The following is a 21,057-nucleotide window of genomic DNA, read 5'->3' on the forward strand; positions in this document are numbered from 1 at the left end:
GTACATCACTCCTCTTTAGAGTATATGCACGACGACACATAATGATATAATAACTTTCCTAGTGATATCCATCCAGAATTACAGCCTAAGCTGTTTTAACTTTAGTAAAAATTTATGTTACTAATAATTTCAATTCCTTTATTTTAATTACTAAAAACAATTAGGCTCACTTTCTTATCAAGTTTAGCCTTGGAAAAACTTCTGCTTTCTTTTTCACAGTGAATTTGGTCATGTACTCATAAATATTAAGTTTTCATCTATAACCAGTAATCGGGGTCCGACATCCTTATTTCTTCCACAACATCATCTAAATCAGAGGGTGTAATGATATAAATATCGTTTTCATTCATCATTTGCTTGGCAGCTTCATAAAAAAAACGCGTACTACCAGGGTATTCTTGATCCATTAATATTAAACACGCATCACTTTTATCAGTTAACCACATATTTTTTGTTTTAAATTGATAGGCTCCTCTATATTCACCTTGATAGATTGGTTTATAGAAATCTGCGGTAGCTATAATTGCTTGATATTTCTCCTGAAGTTGCTCCGGCCAGCGACTATTCTGATTCTCAAACGGTGGAAAAACCCCTAATTTAACTTCATATGTCTCTTGTAATTTAAATACTGCTTCCGCAGCCCACAACTCAACACCCATCTGTCCAGAAATCAGCACCCATTCTACTCCTGCTTCAATTAATGGAATAAGTCTTTTTTCAAGAGCAGCTTTAATATATGTAATCCGTTCATCCTCTTCATTGAAAATATTGATCTCCATCGGTTTATAGCCTGTTACAGTTAATATTTTCATATTGGCTCACCCTTTCTAGACCTTCATTTATATTATAGAATACAATCGTTCCCTTAAACATTAAAGTAGCAAAACAGTTTCCTTCATGAAAATAAGAAGCTGACATATCATATGCCAGCTTCTATCTCTAGCTTATCACCATTTATGTGGATGTTTACAATGTTTTGGCTTATGACAGTCGTATCCCATTCCTGGTGCCATTGCTCCCGCTACCTGTCCTGGTCCGTATCCTGGTGCCATTGCTCCCGCTACCTGCCCTGGTCCGTATCCTGGCGCCATTGCTCCTGCTACTTGCCCCGGACCGTAACCCGGTGCCATTGCTCCTCCTACTTGTGGAGGAACATTGTAAGAACCTCCATACACGTCTACACAGCTGTTCGTATTTTGTACAGAGGTCGAATGTGGAAATACATGCTTATTTATCGTAGTATGATGATTGTGAACGGCTGTGTGTGATGGATGAATATGCTCTACTACATCTTCGCTACATTGTTTAACACAATTATATTTTGTAGGATGAACAACTTTCGGTGGATAACCACAATATCCGTGATGATGTCTCATAAAAAATTCCCCTTTCCTGTGATTGGTACACTAATAACCTATGGCAAGTAACTAATTTTTGTATATGGCAATCACCTATGAAACGGGAAAATTCTTTTTTTCTGTCTCTTTCTACTTCATTATTCACAAAAAGAAACAAGTGCACTATCATCTTGAAATGTTGTACCACAGTTTTTTTGACGATAAAAAGAAGCTCCTATGCATATACTTCTCTAATTACATTCATAAATGTTTTCAACGGTAACAACTTCTATCCAAAATTTTATAACCTTTCTAATCATCCAAGCAAACATGAAAATTGTTCACTTCCTTTAGCCAATGATTCCTGTCTTTTTACCATAAAGAAGCAACTGTTCAAATGGATCTCCTTTTAGACCTAATAGCTTACAAAAACAAGCCTCTGTGTTCATTCCTTCCTGCTTTAAGGGATAACTTCTTTCTTTAATGCCGGGTTTTGTTTTAATATATGGTCTTCAATTACCATATGGAGATAAGCATTCTGTTGATCAACGGCCTGTTTTTGTCCAAACAGTTCAAACATAAATGTATGAAACTTAAAATTTGCTTTTATTACTTCTTGATCTCTGATTCTCTTTATGGTAAAATCCGGAAATCGGCTGTAAAAACGTCTTATATCTGATTCTAAATTATCTAAATGAAACGCTTGTAAAATAATATCTAAGTCGGAATCCTCTAAATAAAGTGAAACTTCATTCAGTAGGGATTTTCCTTCTTCCCCTACTGAATGTTAGTTGAACGAATCGGGAATTTAGGTGCCGTTATCTCCCACTTGGACTTCTTCGTGTTTTCCACAATTCTTGAAGTGGAGTCTTACGGCACCTTACATTCGGGATAGATAGCTAGTGGATAAGTACCACATAAAACGGGATGATAATGTTGTAAATCGTTTAAAATATGTAACTGAAGAATTGTTTTATATGCTTCTTGCTGTCTAATGTCTCCTGTTCGCAAACGCTCAATAGAATGAATCATTTTCTATCACCTTCTTGATAGAACCTGTACATCTATGTACACGTTGAAATGCTAAGCGAACCATTTCTTCATTCTCTCTAGTGTAATGCGCCCATGCCTGAACAGGCTGAAGATCTGGCAGTTTACTTGTTACATTCATAACTTCTTGACTACCTTCAAGAAAAACGTGTAAATAAGAAAGAAAAGGGGTAAAACTATTTCTTCTATACCAATTTAATACCCAAGGATCATCTCTGGTCCATGCTTCTAAATAAGCTAAACCTTTTTCCAAAGCAATTGTCTCTACTTTTTTTAATAATCGCCAAGCAATTCCTTTCGTTGATAATCGGGATGGACAGCAAGATGCCAAATCATTCCGCCACACTTATTATTATTTCCAGTACAGACCGAATTTGGCTCTTATTCATATTCAACATCAATTAAACCAATTACTCTATCATTTTTTATAGCCACCAACTCAATAGCAAGACTATCATACTGCTCTTTTTTTTGAAAAACATTGTCATAGTAAGCAGTGTCTAAATATGCTAAAACTCGGCACTCCAGCCAACTTTTTTCATAAGCAGATGTGTACGCTTTTATTTTCATACGTTTCCCCTTTGTCATTCGGTCTTAATTTGCTTGATTCTGCTCTTTTAGCAAATCTCTAATTTCTCTGAGCAATTCCTCTTGTGGATTGACCTCTGGCTCTTGTTCTACAGTTTCCTCCTTTTTCTCCCGTTTAAACTTCATTAGTAAACGAATAAATAAGAAAATAGACCCGGAAATAATAAAGAAATCAATAATCGACTGAATAAACAGTCCATAATTTATCTCGGCTTCCCCAACGTTATGAGACAAATGACTAAAATCAATCCCATTCATTAAAATTCCCATGAGTGGTGTAATTATATTTTCAACTAGCGATGTAACAATTGCACTAAAAGCTGTACCAATTACAACTGCAACAGCTAAGTCAACTACATTTCCTTTAAACGCAAATTCTTTAAAGTCTTTCCACATACAAAGCAACCCCTTATTAAAATGGTATATATTAAATAATAACAAAATTACATTAACAAGTGTGTGCAAAAAGAAGATACATAAAATTCATTTTAGGAGTGTTTTTCTCCTTGATCGGTGGTAAAAACAATTATTTAGAGCCGTTTTTCTCTCAAGATCGTCAGTAAAAAATGGTTGAATTTGAGAAATAGCGGGAAAATTTTACAGAAACATCTTCTATACTAAGTTGTCTATTCTATGATGAAATTCCCTGTGTCATTTTACCCGACTTTTTGAACATCCTCTTAACATGCATTTAAAAACAATTTACATATCTGGTTTATAAAAAATTGCTTGCATTAACAAAGATATACCTCTAAAAGCAAATTCTCCCACATCCATACGGTACGGGAGAATTTATGAAGACTTGTTCCACTACAATTTCCATTATTTGCCTTTTGTCTAAAGCCCATGATGTGGATTATGCTTTTGTCCAGCATGATTGGCTGTTTTTACTTTTTTAGAACCACTTAACGGTTCACCATATGGTTGGTTAGGGCTTTCCGGCAAGTTCGGATGCTCCTGCTGCTTAGGTCCTTTCGGTTTACCCAAAAAAATCCCTCCTATCATGCATTTGTATCAGTTTTTGTAATTATTATCCCATTTATTCGTTCTATAGCCAGGTTGTAAAATTGACTCAACATAGCTTTAATCAGGAGCATTCTTTCTAGAAGGAAATTAATTTAGCAAGTAAACAAGTGACACACTCTTTTTGTATGAAAAAATCCAGATAAAGGCTCTACCCTTATCTGGATTTTTCTTATTTTTCATAAGCATCGGTTAATGCAGTGACGATTTGCTTTTTTCGTGAAACAACGCCTTTTAGTAATGCGCGACTACGCTCGTCAAGGTTTATCCCAAAGGCATTCTCCATCTTTGATTTACCATTTCCTAAAGCTAGTACCTCAGAATCATTATTTAAAATATCTGTCACAACAAACAAGAATAAGTCGAGATCCTTTTTCTGAATATGATTAGTAATTTCCTTTTCAATCTCAGCTTGTTGTTGATAAATTTTTTCCGTATCAACAGCATTTACTTGCGCAATTTCTACTTTTGCATTTCCCATGGAAAATTCTTTCGCATCCATTGTGATTAATTCTGATACAGGCTTATCACTTAAATCCGCCCCAGCCTTTAGCATTTCAAGACCATATTTCTCCACATCAATTCCAGCAATTTTCCCTAATTCATGAGCTGCATCAATATCTTCTTTTGTACAAGTTGGCGATTTGAATAATAGAGAATCGGAAATAATTGCAGATACTAATAATCCTGCAATTTTTTTCGGAACTTCTATGCCGTTTTCTTTATAGATTTTATTTATAATCGTTGCGGTACATCCTACAGGTTCTGCGCGAAAGTATAGCGGATCACTTGTTTCAAAATTAGAAATTCTGTGGTGATCGACAACTTCCTTAATGTGAACATCTTTAATATTTGCTACACTTTGCTGGAACTCATTATGATCCACAAGAATAACATCTGTACCTTCCTCTACTTTCTCCATATATGGTGGCGCCTCTACTTCAAAATAGTCAAGCGCATACTGTGTTTCTTTGTTAACGTTGCCTAATCTAACCGCTTCAGCATCCACACCTAATTTTTGCTTTAAATCTGCATAGGCTATTGCTGAACAGATTGCATCCGTATCTGGATTTTTATGTCCAAAAATCACTGTTTTTGCCATGATCATTTCTCCTTTTATTAGCTTTTATAACTATAAGCTTATCAAAATTCATGCCAATTGAGTAGCGTTTTAATGAATTTAACATCATGTAAATTGGTAAATCATTTACTTTTTTTTAGATTATTTTTATCATGGTATTAGTGTCTCGATTGGAGGAAAAGGATCAATGATTTTTAAAAAATGCATCATGACATCCATGAATTTATGGGTAGTGAATGGAAGATGAAAAAAAAGATAATTATCATTGGAAGTGGAATCGCAGGAGCTTCAACTGCTTATTTTCTCGCTAAAAATAAACAGGATGTTACCATTATCGATCGTGATGACCCTGGACAAGCTACAAATGCTGCAGCAGGCATTGTTTGTCCTTGGCTCTCTCAGCGAAGAAATAAAGACTGGTACCAGCTTGTGAAGGCTGGCGCGCGCATGTATCCTAAGTTAGTAAAATCACTTGCCCGAGACGGGTTGACAGACATCGGTTATCATCAGGTCGGCGCACTGCATCTGCATCAAGATCAGGAAAAATTACAAGCAATGAAGGTACGAGCTGAAAAACGAAGATTAGATGCTCCTGAAATAGGTGATATTGGCATACTGACTCCACAGGAGACAAAGAATAAATTCCCAATTTTAGAGGATAAATACAGTTCTATTTATGTAAGCGGAGCAGCTAGAGTAAATGGTCGGAAACTTCGCGATGCATTAATTAAAGGTACACAAAAGCATCATGCACAACGAATGAAGGGAGCAGCAACATTAAAGGTATCCGGTAAAACAATCACTGGTGTGGTCGTTGATAATAGGCAAGAAATAACAGCAGATACTGTCATTGCCACAACCGGTGCTTGGATGAGAGAGCTATTAACACCATTGGGGATTACCTTTCGAATAGAACCTCAGCGCGCACAAATTTTACATGTACAACTTCCAGATAATATAGGAGATACGTCATTATGGCCTGTCGTAAAGCCCCCAAATAACCAATACATGCTTACCTTTCCTGACAAGCGTGTTGTACTTGGAGCTACTTACGAAAACAATGTAAATCTTGATTATCGAATTACCGTTGGTGGTATGCACGAAATTATGACAAAAGCAATGGAAATCGCTCCGGCTTTGGAAGAAGCTGCAATTATTGAAGCTAGAATGGGATTTCGTCCAGTTACACCTGGGTATCTTCCTGTCATTGGCCGTCCACCGGGTTTTAATGGTCTGCTTTTAACAAACGGTCTTGGTTCAACTGGTTTAACGATGGGACCATTTATCGGCTTGCAGTTAGCTAAACTGGCAATGAATCAGCAGACAGATATCGATCTGCAAGCTTATGATGTGCAAAAAGCAATGGATTAGGCGTAGAAAAATCATAAGGACCTATTACAAGAGAAAGTTGTATAAAAACGAAGCTATAGCCAGCGTCACAGAGCGCTGGCTATGTCATTTCATCAGACTTTTTGAACTTCTTCTAAAAAGATATACTTAGGAAAAAACAGTGCTAAGCATAATTAACTATCTTCGAACCCCATTAATTTATCCCTTATCCAAGGGCATAAGACTCTCGCTTTAAGAGTTAAGCAAACACAAGAGATCTTAGTGAGATAAAGGTACCTATTGCTCATTGGCGAGTCTACGTTACAGGATGGAAAGGCTTTTGTAGTTATGCACGTGCTTTATTCTCGTTATATCCAGCTTCTAATTCCATAACTTTAACACGAAGTCTTCCATAGGTAAATTGGAAGATGGGACTTTGAATAAATGTAAAAACAAACGTAAATAAAAAAACAGGTCCGCCTAATATTAAACCAAGCAGTAACACAAAGGTCTCTGTAATGATCCGCACTTTACCGACGGACGCCGATAATTTATCTGAAATAGACAGCATAAAACCATCTCTCGGTCCAGAACCAACATTGGCAGCATTATAAACTCCCCCGCCTACTCCCATAATCATAATACCGATAATCATCCACACATAATCCATCCATGTATGGGAAGCGGTTGGTAAAAAATCAAGGAACAAATAAATATCGACAAAAATACCAACTAAAATCGCATTGAAAAAAGTGCCTAGCTTAATATACCTTTTATCAAGTATCCAGGACACACCAATTAATAAAATAGAAATAATAATTGCCCATGACCCGATGGATAATCCCAGCTTTTCATACAATGCAACATTGAGTACGTCCCAAGGATGGATACCAAGATGTTGCATGTTGATAGACATACTTACGCCAAGACTAAATCCCATAATTCCAAATAAAAATATTAGCCAGCGCATTACCAACATCACAGCTATTCCTTCTTTCTAAATATGATAAAAACAAACTATCTATTCCTTGTCGGTAGGGGATTACGCCTTAATACAAAGAAAATTAGAATTATTACACTAAAAGAATAACTTTTCTGACAAATAGAAGCCTTTAAATATGAAACATATTCTGCTTCTCACTGCTTTTTCATTGAGGTAAATGGCATAACTTCGAGACTTAGACAGCTTAGACATCTGCTTGTAAATTGTACCACTTTAATGCTTGCTGCTCCACTTCCTTAACAAAATTGTTTTTCCCTTGAATATATGCTGCTATATCATTTGGATATTGAGCTGCTAGCTTGAGCTTTAATTTGCCATATTTTTCAGCTGTTTCGGGATGAGTGATTAAATAATCTCTAAATGCAAGATGCCGCTTAACCTCATCACTGTCTTTTTGAAATATATGAACATGATGCGTATGTTCATCTTCACCTTTATAAAAGTATCTTCTACCTTTAAGCCCATACTCTCCTAAAAAAATGTATCCCAGAGTTTCCATATCTTTTATAAAGAGATCAACTTGCCAAATTGAGATTACGACTAGCATCATATCTATCGTCGGTTTAGCAGCTAATCCTGGAACTGCTGTACTACCAATATGGTGGATTGTAATCAATTCCTCCTTAAAAACTTCTTGTACCCGTTCCGCTTCTTGCAAAAATGTTTTCTTCCACTCTGTTTGAAAGGGAGTAACGATTACCTTCCGCATGTTTTCTGTCTCCTCTCTCTAACTGGTTTGCCAGAAAATGAAACTTCATGAAGTAGTGCTTTTCCTTCTTCCCCTACTGCTAGAAATAGAACAAAAGCTAACATCTCGGGCGTCCTTGAAAAATCCGATGTATCGCTGCCGAAGCTTTCCTTGTCTTTGAAAAAGAAAAGCACTTTTTCTTCCGTCGGGCGCCTATCAAGCAGTCTCCTCGATTCTATCATAGGTGACGTTATCTCCATTTAAACTTCTTTGTATTCTTTAAAACTCTTGAAGTTATGGCACGTTCAGGGTAAAAGATAAAGAGACTCCTATTTATCCAGAGTCTCACCTAAAACTATTACTGCTTTTTTTCCTGTTTAAATGTTTCAAAATAAGCATCCAAAATACCTTGCCCGATGGTAAAGTTAATTGGGTGTTTTCCAGTAGCAATCCCTGTATGAGGTACAATAATTGCAAACGCCATTTCTGGATCATCATAAGGAGCATACCCAACTAATGATAAATTCTCTGTATTAGCTTTCATTTCCCCATCTACATAATAGGCATTTTCAGCCGTCCCCGTTTTCCCTGCGGCTTTATATTTGCGATACTTCGCTGTCCCAAAATAGTTCACTGCGGTACCCCGAGGCTCGTTGTAAACTTGTCTGAATCCTTCCTGTACCCGCTTTATATGGGATAAATCCATATCTACTCGGTTCAACACTTCTGTCCCTTGGCTGCGATAAACAGATCCCAATCTGTCATCTGTCATGGATGGATTTCGTATCTCTTTCACCAACTGCGGTCGAACCCGATAGCCATCATTAGCAATCGTCGAAACATATTGAACTAATTGCAATGTCGTGTAATTATCAAACTGACCAATCGCATAGTCCATTAACAGACCGGGGTTAAATGGTTTTTTACCAATAACTCCAATGGATTCATATGGATAATCAATTCTTGTCTTTGCTCCAAGACCAAATTGTTGAAAATAACTACGCATTTTATCCCAAGCAGCCAAATCAAATCGAGCACCACTTCCATTAGGGAAAGGGTATCTATTTTCTCCTCCCATTTTGAGCGCAATGTAAAACATGTAGACGTTGGAAGACCGTCTTAATGCCAGATAATCATTGACAGGTCCTAGATTACTATAGGAACCTTTTGGTGGACTTCCCTTAATAGTAATGGTTTGGTCATTAAAAACTTGTCCTGGTACAATCACTCCCGATTCATACCCGGCTAGTACAGTCGCTCCTTTAATTGCTGACCCCGGCAAATGAGCATCGTGAAATGCTTTATACCCTGTATCGATAAATTTATTTTTTTTCCTGTCATAGGTTTGCCCGCTTACTGCTAATAGTTCGCCTGTCTTTGGATTCATGACCACTGCAATCGCATCTGTCAAATAGCGATGTTGATAAGGATGTTTTTGAATCGTTTTCTTTAATTCATTTCTTAAAACGTTATCGACCTTTTTTTGAAATTCCATATTAATTGTTAAAACAAGGTCTTTTCCTGCCTCTCCTTCAACAGCTATTTCAGAGCCCACTGTTGTGCCGTCTTTTGTTGTTGTATATTGAATTACTTCTTTTCTTCCGCGTAGTACATCTTCATAGTATTCCTCTAATCCACTAATACCAACACGATCATTACGGCTATAGCCTCTGGTCATAAAGTGTTCCTGTTTATCTTTCGGTATACCTTGGTTTTCTGAAGTTATAGTACCGACTAAATTTTGAAATGTTTGTTTAAATGGATATTCACGGTCCCAATCGGCTATCGCATTAATACCAGGTAAATCATTTAAGTTTTCTGAAACTGTTGCATATTCTTCTGGAGATACATCTTCATTTTTAATAATATGGGGTGTTAGCGCATAAGCCTTATCCAGTTCTTTTTTAATGGCAATGATCTTTTTTTTCTGATCTGAAAAATTGCTGATTTCTTTATCTGTAATCCTTTCTAAGGCAAGGTTGTATTCTTCGGTATCATCCAGTTTTTCTTTTTCCTTTTTAGATAGTCTTTCTACTACTTTCTTCTTGTTTTTTAAGTAAAAATACTCTTTCTTATCCCGTTCAGAAATCTTATTCGTTTTCATCGAAATAAAAGGTGCTAATTTTTTAGCAACTTTTAATCGATCTTCAGCTTGTATCCCTTTTGCAGGAGTATATGTAATTGCATATAAAGGAGTATTACCAACTACAAGCTTATGATCACGATCATAAATTTTACCTCGAGGAACTGGGACTTTCGTTGTTTCTCTTATCGTTCGATCAATTTCTTTTTGAAAAGCTTCCCCTTTAAGAATTTGAACAACCCCTAATTGAAGTACTAATAGAGAGAACATGATAAACATGATAAAAAACAACAGATTTAAACGAAATGGCAGCTTCTCCCTGTTTTCTTTTTTTGATTTTTTGACCACTGAACCCCCCCTTATAAAAATAAAGTGAAACTTCATTCAGTAGGAATTTTATTCCATCTCCTACTGAATGTTAGAACCACAAGGGTATGACCTAAAGGCCCTTAAAACGAATCGGGCATTTAGGGGCCGTTTTCTCCCACTTAGACCTTTTGTATCAACTCAAGATTTTGAAGTGGGAGTCTTACGGCACCTTACATGCGTGATGAATGTATTCAGGATGTTAGACAAGCAAACTACTGAATACATTTCATTTATCTCTACTTGTTTCATTTAAAAAGGAAACTTTATTTGCGAAGATGTTTTCCTGAACACCCCTACACTTAAAAACATAGGATTTTCACGACATCAAATCAACCCTTGTGGGAAAATTTTATACTTTCTTAACATACGAAAAAGAGCACGGTGAATTTCAGTAAAAATGAAGCAGGACTTTATAGCTAAAAATAATTACCACTTGCACTGCACATTAAATAGATAATACCATTTTTTAGCTATAAGCGGCAACCAAATATTTCCTATACTTCACAACTCATAAATTAGAAAAACCAATAATTATAGTAATATACTTCATTTTCTAAAAAATGCGTTTTTATTGGATTTTACAACGTCTTTTTACCAATTCCTATCCAATTATACTGACTATTACTACTGTTATTTATTCTATGTTTTTAGATAAAATGATTATAAATATTATAAAACTTATCACAAAAACGAAAATCTTAAAGTTTAACTTCGCCTCTCGAACTTCAACGCATTGTATTTGCCAGTGTTAGCATTGAACAAAGATCCTGGATCTTAGCCCTTTTTATCCCCCTTTTGCACCCGTTCCATAAAGTAATTTTGTTCACCTATAAGAGCAGCTAGGTTTATCTTGGGATTTTAAGTCTTTAAATATCTTATTTATAAATTGTTTACACAATGATAGTTTGTGAATTATATCACTAAAAATTTTAATAATATTTTAATTTATATATATGACTTTTCATTTGCTTTGGCTTACTAAAACGATCATTTAAAAACCAAGGTAGTTCTTCCCTGCATACGTCCTGTACAAAAAATATCCTACAAACATCCTATACAAAAAACAACAGAATAACCCATATCTTAACATGATTCATTATATTTATTAACACAATTGTCAAAAGAAAGTTACAAAACCTTCATGATTTAGTGCGTCCAAACCATGGTTTTAATTGTATATTAATAGAAGGAGGGTGTTTAAAAAAGATAAAAGGGGGTTTGTTAAATCTTCTGGGCTTATTCACTTACATGATAACTTTCCAAAAATTTTTTCACTCTCTTTAGCACTTTAGTACTATCTTAATAAGTAATGATAAAAGCTTACCGATTTTCATGATAAAGCTTTTAATGGAAAGCAGGGAAGAAAATTTTTGAGAATTTAACTTGCTCGAAAATGAACAATTCAATATTCTATTCCCATAATTTATCAAGTGAAGTTGAAAACAAAGCCTTTCTACCATCTATCTATATATTTGAACGAACTTATTATTTTTCATATGTAGATGACATTTACCAAAAAATACTGAAACCAAAAACACAAAATGGGAGGAAAAGAAGCATATGGACGTTGTAATATTATCGCGGCTTCAATTCGCATCTACAACTATTTTTCACTTTATTTTTGTTCCTTTATCTATTGGTTTAGCTTTTATCATTGCGATTATGGAGACTTTATATGTAGTAAAAGGGAAAGAACAATACAGAAAAATGGCGAAGTTCTGGGGACATTTTTTCTTAATTAACTTTGCCGTTGGTGTTGTAACCGGGATATTGCAAGAATTCCAATTTGGTATGAACTGGTCAAATTATTCCAGATTTGTTGGTGACGTATTTGGAGCACCACTTGCAGTAGAAGCTTTACTAGCCTTTTTTATGGAATCAACTTTTATTGGGCTTTGGATTTTTGGCTGGAATCGCTTATCTAAAAAAGTTCATCTTTTATGTATATGGCTTGTTTCGATCGGAACGATTATTTCCGCATTTTGGATATTAGTAGCAAACTCATTTATGCAATATCCAGTCGGCTTTGAAATAAATGGCGGCCGTGCTGAAATGAATGATTTTTTTGAGTTGATAACAAGCGGTCAAGTTTGGGTAGAATTTCCACATACTGTTTTCGGTTCATTTGCAACTGGAGCATTTCTAATTACTGGAATTAGTGCATGGAAACTTTTGAAAAAACAGGATACTGCATTTTTTAAAAAGTCGTTTCATATTGCTTTAGTCATTGCCATTATTTCCGGACTTGGTGTTGCCTTTACCGGACATGCACAATCACAGTTTCTTGTTAAAACACAGCCAATGAAAATGGCTGCTGCTGAAGGTCTTTGGGAAGACAGCGGGGATCCGGCAGCATGGACGTTATTCGCTAATATTGATACGGATAATAAGGAAAATTCATTTGAAGTTAATATTCCATATATCCTAAGTTATCTATCCTATAGCGAATTTAGCGGAAGTGTGGAAGGAATGAAATCCATTCAAGCTAAATACGAAGAATTATATGGAGAAGGTAATTATATTCCTCCTGTAAAAACAACATTTTGGAGCTTCCGAATTATGGTATTTACCGGTGGTATTATGATCTTATTAGGTCTATGCGGTGCCATCCTTGCTAAACGGAAAAAGTTAGAACAAAGCAGCAAGTATTTAAAAGTTATGATGGCAGCCATTTCCTTACCTTTTATTGGTAGCACTGCCGGCTGGATAATGACAGAAATTGGACGTCAGCCTTGGGTTGTATTTGGATTTATGCAAACACAAGATGCTGTTTCACCGAATGTCACTGCAGGACAAGTACTATTTTCCTTAATAGCCTTTAGTACGATCTATTTAATCCTCGCGATTGTGATGGCTTACTTATTTATTAGGGTAGCTAAGAAAGGACCTGTTGAAAAACAAAAAGATGTTAAATTAACCACAGATCCTTTTGGAGAGAAAGGGTATGGTTCATATGTTAAATGAGGTATGGTTTATCTTAATTGCAGTATTATTTGTCGGATTTTTATTCCTAGAAGGATTTGATTTTGGTGTTGGTATGGCAATGCGATTTGTCGCTAAAACTCCTGGTGAACGACGAGTATTAATTAACACCATTGGACCGGTCTGGGACGGTAATGAGGTATGGTTAATCACTGCAGGCGGAGCGATGTTTGCTGCCTTTCCAAATTGGTACGCAACACTATTTAGCGGCTTATACTTACCCTTAGTAATCATGCTATTACTATTGATAGGGCGTGGTGTCGCCTTTGAATTCAGAAGTAAGCTGAAAAACCAGAAATGGAGAAACACATGGGATTGGACAATCTTTATAAGCAGTTTATTAAACCCGTTTTTATGGGGAGTTGTTTTTGCAGCATTTCTCATGGGATTGCCAATTGATAGTGAAATGAATATTTATGCTTCTATTTCTCATTATATTACGCCTTATACATTAATAGGCGGAGTTGCTATTACCCTACTTTGTTTTTTACATGGATTATATTTTATCACGCTTAAAACTACTGGTGATTTACAATCAAGAGCTCGCGAACTGGCAAAGAAAATTGTTGTTGCTGTTGGTATCAGCTTAATTGTTTTTGTAATAGCTTCTTATTTTCATACAGATATCTTTACCGTTAGAGGAACTATTTTAGTACCTATTTATGCACTTGTCGTTGTTGCCGTTGTGTTAGCTGGCATGTTTACAAGAAAACAGCGTGACGGCTGGGCCTTTACAATGACTGGAATTACAATTGCCTTAACCGTTGTATCCGTATTTGTCGGTCTATTTCCAAGAGTTATGGTAAGTAGCATCGATTCTGCGTTCAACCTTACTATTTATAATGCTGCCTCTGGACCATATTCGTTAAAAGTAATGACAATTGTTGCAGTTACCTTAATACCTTTTGTACTAGGCTATCAAATTTGGAGTTACTATGTATTCCGTAAACGCATTAGTGAAGAGGAGCATTTAGAGTATTAATGAATAAAATGATGAGAAATAATTTGTTAGCATATAAAGGGATTAAGCTGACATTGGGAATTGTCATTATACTCACCCTGCTGGAGGCAACAGCTATTATCTTTCAAGCAAAATGGTTAGGAGAATGGCTGTACCGATTATTTAATGGTCAATTAGTTTCTCAAACATGGGAGATCGGTATTCTATTTCTTGTTGCTTTTCTTACTAGATATTTGGTGGTAATGATCAAGGAAAAAGTCACCTATCAATTTGCAGAAAAAACACGTGTAGCCAAAAGAAAGCAATTACTGGCCAAGCTATTTGAGCTTGGCCCAAGCTACACCAATAAAGAAGGTACGGCGAAATTAGTTAACTTGGCAATGGAAGGTGGGAGCCAATTACGCACTTATTTAGAATTAATCATCCCTAAAATGGTAGCTGCTTGTCTTATTCCGCCAATGATACTTATTTTCGTTTTTTTTCAAGATAAAATATCAAGCGTTATTTTATTTTTAACAGTACCTATCACCATCGCTTTTATGATTTTATTAGGATTAGCTGCAAATAAGAAAATGGAAAGACAATGGCAATCCTATCATCTGTTATCGAATCATTTTGTTGATTCCCTGCGCGGCTTGGAAACATTAAAATACCTTGGTAGAAGTAAAGAGCACGGTTATACCATTGATAAGGTAAGTAATGAATACCGAAAAACAACACTTGGAACATTACGGATTGCGTTTTTATCTTCATTCGCTCTTGATTTTTTCACTATGCTCTCCGTAGCATCCGTTGCCGTCGGCTTAGGTTTACGTTTAATTGATGGAAATATTTTACTAGATGTCGCTTTAATCGTATTAATTCTAGCACCAGAGTTCTTTCTGCCAATTAAAGAAGTCGGAGCTGACTATCATGCTACATTAAATGGGCAAGAAGCCGCTAAGGCAATGGAAGCCATTTTAGCTGAACCGTCTCCTGTAAAGATTCCAGTAGCGAAAGGCTCCATCACATGGTCATCTGATAGTACATTAAAACTATCGTCGGTTAATTATTGTCATGATAAGGACTCTTTTAATGCCCTGACAAATGTTTCTTTTCAGGTTAAAGGGTTTGAAAAAATCGGTATTGTTGGTGCCAGCGGGGCAGGAAAATCTACACTCATTGATATTTTAGGAGGATTTTTAACTCCAGATCAAGGAACGTTTCGAATTCATAATCAAATTCTAAATTCATTAAACGTCGATGCTTGGCAAAATCAAATTACGTATATTCCTCAGCGCCCGTATATTTTTAATCGTTCAATTGCAGATAATATCCGCTTTTATCAGCCAGAGGCTTCAGATGAAGAGGTAAAAACTGCAGCAAAGGCTGCTGGTTTAGAAGAATTATTACATTTATTTCCACTTGGGCTTAACCAGAAAATAGGTAATGGGGGCCGTTCTATAAGTGGCGGACAAGAGCAAAGAGTGGCATTAGCCCGAGCCTTTTTAGGAAACCGTCCTATTCTTTTGCTTGATGAACCTACAGCACACTTAGATATTGAAACCGAGTATGAATTGAAAAAGACGATGTCGAAATTATTTACCGGTAAATTGGTCTTTTTTGCAACGCATCGTTTACATTGGATGGAGCAGATGGATCAGATCATCGTTTTAAAAGATGGTGTCATTGTGGAAGCCGGTACACCACAGCAACTGATGGTGCATAAAGGCGAATACTATGCACTCGTTCGGTCACAATTGGAGGGAGTACAATGAAGACGTGGTTGATCCCTTATGTCAAATTACATTACAAAGGATTATTAATCAGTATATTATTAGGACTATTAGCTCTAGCCTCGGGAGCAGCCTTGATGTTTACATCTGGGTATCTTATTTCAAAGTCTGCTTTAAGACCCGAAAATATTCTTATGGTTTATATTCCAGTTGTGGCAGTCCGAACATTTGGTATCGCTCGAGCCGTATTACACTATCTTTCCCGGCTAACGAGTCATGATACGATTCTTCGTGTATTATCCAGTATGCGAAGTCGTCTCTATCGATTACTTGAGCCACAAGCTGCGTTTATTCAATCTCGATTTCAAACAGGAAAAATACTTGGTGTGTTGTCTGACGATATCGATCATTTACAAGATGTATTTTTAAGAACCATCCTGCCAAGTGTTACAGCTTTAGGAATGTATGGCGTTGCTATTCTTTGTTTAGGTTGGTTTGACTGGGTATTTGCGGCTATGATGGCAGTATATCTCTTTTTTATCGTCATTTTCATCCCAATTATATCCCTGTGGTTTAGCCGAAAGAAGACGAAAAAAATAAAAAATGGTCGGCATGCTCAATATCAAATGCTAACAGACAGCTTACTAGGTATTAAAGATTGGATGATTGCCGGCAAACCAACAGATTTTATGAAGGATGATAATAATAAAGACCAAATGGTAGCGAATATGGAACAATCAATCAGAAATCAACGTAGCTACCGAGATTTTATTAACCAACTGATCATTGGAGCAATGGTTATTTCCATGGTTTACTGGTCTAGTTCCATGGTACATGAAGGAGGAATGCATGTTACACTAATCGCTGCTTTTGTACTTGTTACGTTATCTGTTTCCGAAGCTTTTTTGCCAGTAGCAGGTGCCGTGGAACAAATACCAGAATACCATGAATCCATTGCCAGATTAGATAGTATTAATGAAGATGAGAAAACGGACAAAGAAGATTTGAATCATCTCTTTATTCCATCAACCGCAGAGATTAAACTAAGCAATGTTTTCTTTAAATATCCAGGCGTTGATGACTGGGTTTTAGAACAAATCTCCATGGATATACCACAAGGAAGAAGAATAGCCTTATTAGGAAAGAGCGGCGCTGGTAAATCGAGCATTGCTCAATTAATTTGTGGTTCTTATTCCCCAACGAAAGGAACGGTCACGGTTAATGGAAGTGACGCCACTCTATTTGGAGATTCCTTATTTGAATTTGTTTCGATTTTAAATCAACGTCCACATCTATTTAACACAACGATTGCCAATAATCTTCGTTTAGGGAATCAACAAGCAACCGATCAGGAAATTATTGAAGTTGCAAAAAAAGTCCAGTTACATGACTATATTATGAGTTTACCTAACGGCTACAATACACAAATGGAGGAATCGGGACAAATTTTCAGCGGTGGACAACAACAACGAATTGCTTTAGCAAGAATTTTGTTAAAAGGTTCCCCAGTAATTATTCTGGACGAACCGACTGTAGGTTTAGATCCTAAAACAGAATCGGATCTATTAAAAACAATTTTCTCCACACTTGAAGACAAAACATTAATCTGGATCACACATCATCTAGCAGGAATAAAGCATATGGATGAAGTGATCTTCTTAGAAAATGGAAAAATTGAGCTACAAGGCTCGCATCAAGAGTTATTAAACACGTCACAACGATATCGGGATTTATATTATTTAGATGTGCCGCCATCGATACGGAAAATGGTGCATATGTAGTAAAAACCTTCAGTCAAGTGAAGTGACTGAGGGTTTTTATTTGCACTATAAGAAAGTATAAAACTTTAGGCTTTATCCCGCATGTAAGGTACCGTAAGTCTACCCTCAAGGGGTAGAGATATGGAGCAAGTGTAAGAGGTAGAAAACGGGCATCTAAATGCCCCGATTGGTTCAAGGACCTTTAGGTCATACCCTTGTGTACTAACATTCCGTGTAAAAAGCATTCTACGGAATGAAGTTTCACTTTATCGTATACGAAAAACGATAGCTTTCGCCATAAAGACTTGGCGACAAGCCAAGTTTTTCTAATGATGAACAGCAAGCTGCGTTAAATCTAAGTCTCATATCAGAAAAGTAATCCAAAAATTAGACAGTTTGTTATTCCATAAACAAACTTTTTAATCATTAAATACCCTCTTTACCTTTCTGGATTAGAAATCTTAATATAACTAATTTGACTTTGATTCATAAATCGTATTGGAGCAACACTTGTACCAAGACCGCTATCTATATAAAGATATTGGCTATTATCAATTTTGTAAGTTCCTTTTTCAAATTTAGGAAAAAGGCCTTGATCCGGAGCTACTAATGCGCCAATAAACGGGAGTCTAACTTGGCCGCCATGTGTATGACCACTTAAAATCAAGTCTGCCGAAACCTCGCTATCATTTTCTATTATGTCGGGTGTATGGGATAGCAGCATCGTATATCGCTTATCATTTATCCCATTAAATGCTTCATTCACATTTTCATGATTTGTGGAAGCATCATCAATCCCAACAAGATTAAGTGTAACCCCATCCACTGTCAGTTGGCTGTTCTTGTTATTTAAAACCGTTACCTTTCGTTCTTTAAGACCTACTAAAAGTTCTTCCCTCTTTGGGTTATCCCATTCATGGTTACCTGTGACAAAAAAGACATGCTCATGAATCGAGGTAATTTTATCGATAAGAGAAAACATATGCTTCAAATTATCTGTACTTCTATCTACCAAGTCACCTGTAATTACGATGATGTCCGCATTTAATTTTTCAATCGTTTTCATTAACTTTTCATTGTTATCCCCAAATACTTTATTATGTACATCACTGATCTGTAAAATGCTGATTGCCGAACCCTCCGGTATCTTTCCGCTATGAAACTGGACTTTATTTACTTTAAACATATTTGTATCCATAAATGTTTTAATACATAGAGAAAGGATGAATAGGATAGCAAAAGTAATCATCAACTTTTTCTTTGTTATATAGCGTCTATTAGATAGTTGGTTTTCTTTCATTTGTTGTAGATTTGACAAGATTGTTTCACCCTCCTTCCCGAGCTACGCTTGTCACTATCTTGAGCTATTCGCCTGCTGTTTCGTTCTATTAAAACAGAAAGGAATTTATTTCACTCAATAATGTTCTTTAACTTCTAAAAACGTGTTAAAATCACAGCTTCTACCATCCACCCTATACTGGAATTAACTATCTGTTACTTTTATTTCGTGCTTCCATAATACAGAGATATACCATTTTTCCCTTTCCAATCAAGCAACTGTGAAACGGTGATAAATTGATAACCTGCTTGTTTTAATGTTTTTAACAGTTTTGGTAATGCATCTGCTGTTGTGGAGTGGATATCATGCAAAAGTACAATTGCTCCAGGAGTTATTTCATTTTGTACAATTTTTTGGATAGCCGATCCATTCCTATTCTTCCAATCTAGTGAATCAACAGACCAAAGTATAATAGATTGATTGTTTTCTTTTGCATACTTTATCACATTATCATTATAAATTCCATAAGGTGGGCGGATAAGATTCGGGCTAACACCAGTCACCTCTTTTATCTTTTCATTCGTATAAACCAGCTCTTTTTTTATGTTAACATCGCTCATTTTGGATAAATTAGGATGACTTTTAGTATGATTTCCAATTTCATGTCCTTCTTCTACTACCTTTCTTGCAAGGTCAGGGTAATAATCTACTTGATTTCCTAACATGAAAAAGGTTGCCTTTGCATCGTATTCTTCCAAAGTTTTCAAGATTTTTGGAGTTCCTTGTGGACTTGGCCCATCATCGAATGTCAATGCAACATATTTTCCATTCGTAAGCAATTTTCTATGCTCTTTTTGAATGATTTTTTTCTTTTCTACCTGTTGTTCTTTCGACATTTGTAAATAAGAATCCATATGATCTTGCAAAAAAACATATAATTTTTTAATTGGAATGTTGACTTCAACCGTTTCAGCAAACCCTTCTGTTATTGCATACTTATCCCAGTATAATGTTAAACCCTTTCGATCAATAAACCATTGCCAATCATCCGGTTCTTGCAGCGTTTTATATGTTTGCTTTTTATTCAGATATGGCTGCAATTCTTTATTCTCCTGCAATTCTTCCCAGATAATTTCTTTTATTTTGTCAAGATTTTTCTTATCAAGATGCAATACGTCATTAATGGTTAGAAATTGTTCTTTTTTTACATCAAAATTAAAAACTTTTACCATTTCCTGTTCATTTTTATCTCCATGAATGGCATATGTTCGAAAAACTAAACTATAAAAGTCATTCGTAATACGATTGGTTTCTAATTGAATGTTTAAATGAGCCACTCCTTGTGTTTTTTCATTTATGTTAATGGTTTTTAAAAATAATTCTTTTTGTCTTTTTATCCATTTATTAATAGAAGCGTTAATTTTTTTACTTTTTGTCTCTGGATTGCTAATTGAATAAGTATATGTATCTGTTTCTTTTGAAAAAGTTTTTAGCTGAATATCTGGGTATTTACTATTGCTTTCGTTCTCTTCAACTTTCTCAGCTTGTATATTATCTTTCTTATTTACTAGTTTATTAGGAGATGTTATTAATTTATTAATTCCTGAACTAAGTAGCAGAATTAATAAAACCAACAGAATCCATCCTGGTAGCTTAATACGTTTAATCACTTCAATTCTTCCTTCCCATAGTATTAGAAAAACTTGGCTTGTCGCCAAGTCTTTAGCGAAAGCTGTAGTTTTTCCTATACTATAAACCATAAAATTTTATACTTTCCTATAGTATAAAAAAAGTAGCGAACACTTTTTT

The 21,057-nt window shown here is 35.7% G+C and carries 17 protein-coding genes and 2 pseudogenes; 5 read left to right on the forward strand and 14 right to left on the reverse strand.

Annotated elements, in window-relative coordinates; genetic code table 11:
* Positions 1-257: 257 nt before the first annotated feature.
* From JNUCC74_RS13835 to JNUCC74_RS13870, 8 genes and pseudogenes are all read right to left on the reverse strand, one after another.
* On the reverse strand, positions 258-812 hold the full coding sequence (locus tag JNUCC74_RS13835) for an SLOG family protein (protein ID WP_454065806.1): 555 nt from the start codon (positions 810-812) through the stop codon (positions 258-260).
* A 135-nt stretch (positions 813-947) separates the two neighbouring features.
* The gene (locus tag JNUCC74_RS13840) at positions 948-1,376 is read right to left on the reverse strand and encodes a spore coat protein (RefSeq protein ID WP_454065807.1); all 429 of its coding nucleotides are present in this window, start codon (positions 1,374-1,376) and stop codon (positions 948-950) included.
* 311 nt (positions 1,377-1,687) lie between these two features.
* Positions 1,688-2,094: pseudogene (locus JNUCC74_RS13845) on the reverse strand (DUF4269 domain-containing protein).
* A gap of 113 nt (positions 2,095-2,207) precedes the next feature.
* Positions 2,208-2,369, reverse strand: coding sequence for a hypothetical protein (locus JNUCC74_RS13850; RefSeq protein ID WP_179104269.1), 162 nt, complete (start codon positions 2,367-2,369; stop codon positions 2,208-2,210).
* Positions 2,353-2,957 (reverse strand): annotated as a pseudogene (locus JNUCC74_RS13855) (GNAT family N-acetyltransferase). The gene JNUCC74_RS13850 and the pseudogene JNUCC74_RS13855 overlap by 17 nt, the downstream one beginning before the upstream one ends.
* Positions 2,958-2,981: 24 nt before the next feature.
* Entirely contained in the window at positions 2,982-3,371 is a 390-nt protein-coding gene (mscL, locus tag JNUCC74_RS13860; RefSeq protein WP_454065808.1) for a large conductance mechanosensitive channel protein MscL, read from the reverse strand.
* Positions 3,372-3,812: 441 nt separating this feature from the next.
* Positions 3,813-3,962, reverse strand: a complete 150-nt coding sequence (locus JNUCC74_RS13865; RefSeq protein WP_454065809.1) for a small acid-soluble spore protein P — start codon at positions 3,960-3,962, stop codon at positions 3,813-3,815.
* A 208-nt stretch (positions 3,963-4,170) separates the two neighbouring features.
* Positions 4,171-5,100 (reverse strand): manganese-dependent inorganic pyrophosphatase, encoded by a 930-nt coding sequence (locus JNUCC74_RS13870; protein WP_454065810.1) that lies wholly within the window; start codon positions 5,098-5,100, stop codon positions 4,171-4,173.
* Between the two features lie 222 nt (positions 5,101-5,322).
* Between JNUCC74_RS13870 and JNUCC74_RS13875 the strand changes: the two genes are divergently transcribed.
* Positions 5,323-6,450, forward strand: coding sequence for an NAD(P)/FAD-dependent oxidoreductase (locus JNUCC74_RS13875; RefSeq protein WP_454065811.1), 1,128 nt, complete (start codon positions 5,323-5,325; stop codon positions 6,448-6,450).
* A gap of 304 nt (positions 6,451-6,754) precedes the next feature.
* Here JNUCC74_RS13875 and JNUCC74_RS13880 read toward each other — a convergent pair whose 3' ends face one another.
* The 4 genes from JNUCC74_RS13880 to JNUCC74_RS13895 all read right to left on the reverse strand — a co-directional run bounded on the left by JNUCC74_RS13880 (position 6,755) and on the right by JNUCC74_RS13895 (position 10,530).
* The gene (locus tag JNUCC74_RS13880) at positions 6,755-7,387 is read right to left on the reverse strand and encodes a YczE/YyaS/YitT family protein (RefSeq protein ID WP_454067898.1); all 633 of its coding nucleotides are present in this window, start codon (positions 7,385-7,387) and stop codon (positions 6,755-6,757) included.
* Between the two features lie 208 nt (positions 7,388-7,595).
* Complete coding sequence (locus JNUCC74_RS13885) at positions 7,596-8,120, reverse strand: GrpB family protein (RefSeq protein WP_454065812.1); 525 nt, start codon at positions 8,118-8,120, stop codon at positions 7,596-7,598.
* Positions 8,108-8,341: a hypothetical protein gene (locus JNUCC74_RS13890; protein WP_454065813.1), complete on the reverse strand. Its 234-nt coding sequence runs from the start codon at positions 8,339-8,341 to the stop codon at positions 8,108-8,110. Before JNUCC74_RS13890 ends, JNUCC74_RS13885 begins: the two co-directional genes overlap by 13 nt.
* A gap of 116 nt (positions 8,342-8,457) precedes the next feature.
* The gene (locus JNUCC74_RS13895; RefSeq protein WP_454065814.1) at positions 8,458-10,530 is read right to left on the reverse strand and encodes a peptidoglycan D,D-transpeptidase FtsI family protein; all 2,073 of its coding nucleotides are present in this window, start codon (positions 10,528-10,530) and stop codon (positions 8,458-8,460) included.
* Positions 10,531-12,111: 1,581 nt separating this feature from the next.
* Between JNUCC74_RS13895 and JNUCC74_RS13900 the strand changes: the two genes are divergently transcribed.
* Genes JNUCC74_RS13900 through cydC form a run of 4 tightly spaced genes read left to right on the forward strand, consistent with a single transcriptional unit; the run spans position 12,112 to position 17,990 of the window.
* Complete coding sequence (locus JNUCC74_RS13900; RefSeq protein WP_454065815.1) at positions 12,112-13,515, forward strand: cytochrome ubiquinol oxidase subunit I; 1,404 nt, start codon at positions 12,112-12,114, stop codon at positions 13,513-13,515.
* A complete protein-coding gene (cydB, locus tag JNUCC74_RS13905) occupies positions 13,496-14,515 on the forward strand; it encodes a cytochrome d ubiquinol oxidase subunit II (protein WP_454065816.1) in 1,020 nt (339 codons plus the stop codon). The genes JNUCC74_RS13900 and cydB overlap by 20 nt, the downstream gene beginning before the upstream one ends.
* 11 nt (positions 14,516-14,526) lie before the next feature.
* The gene (gene cydD / locus JNUCC74_RS13910; protein ID WP_454067899.1) at positions 14,527-16,251 is read left to right on the forward strand and encodes a thiol reductant ABC exporter subunit CydD; all 1,725 of its coding nucleotides are present in this window, start codon (positions 14,527-14,529) and stop codon (positions 16,249-16,251) included.
* Positions 16,248-17,990 (forward strand): thiol reductant ABC exporter subunit CydC, encoded by a 1,743-nt coding sequence (gene cydC, locus JNUCC74_RS13915; protein WP_454065817.1) that lies wholly within the window; start codon positions 16,248-16,250, stop codon positions 17,988-17,990. The genes cydD and cydC overlap by 4 nt, the downstream gene beginning before the upstream one ends.
* Positions 17,991-18,408: 418 nt before the next feature.
* Here cydC and JNUCC74_RS13920 read toward each other — a convergent pair whose 3' ends face one another.
* Together JNUCC74_RS13920 and JNUCC74_RS13925 are read right to left on the reverse strand one after the other, a co-directional pair.
* A complete protein-coding gene (locus JNUCC74_RS13920; protein ID WP_454065818.1) occupies positions 18,409-19,287 on the reverse strand; it encodes a metallophosphoesterase in 879 nt (292 codons plus the stop codon).
* Positions 19,288-19,469: 182 nt separating this feature from the next.
* Positions 19,470-20,918, reverse strand: a complete 1,449-nt coding sequence (locus JNUCC74_RS13925) for a polysaccharide deacetylase family protein (protein ID WP_454065819.1) — start codon at positions 20,916-20,918, stop codon at positions 19,470-19,472.
* Between the last annotated feature and the right edge of the window lie 139 nt (positions 20,919-21,057).

Source organism: Cerasibacillus sp. JNUCC 74, assembly GCF_053667775.1.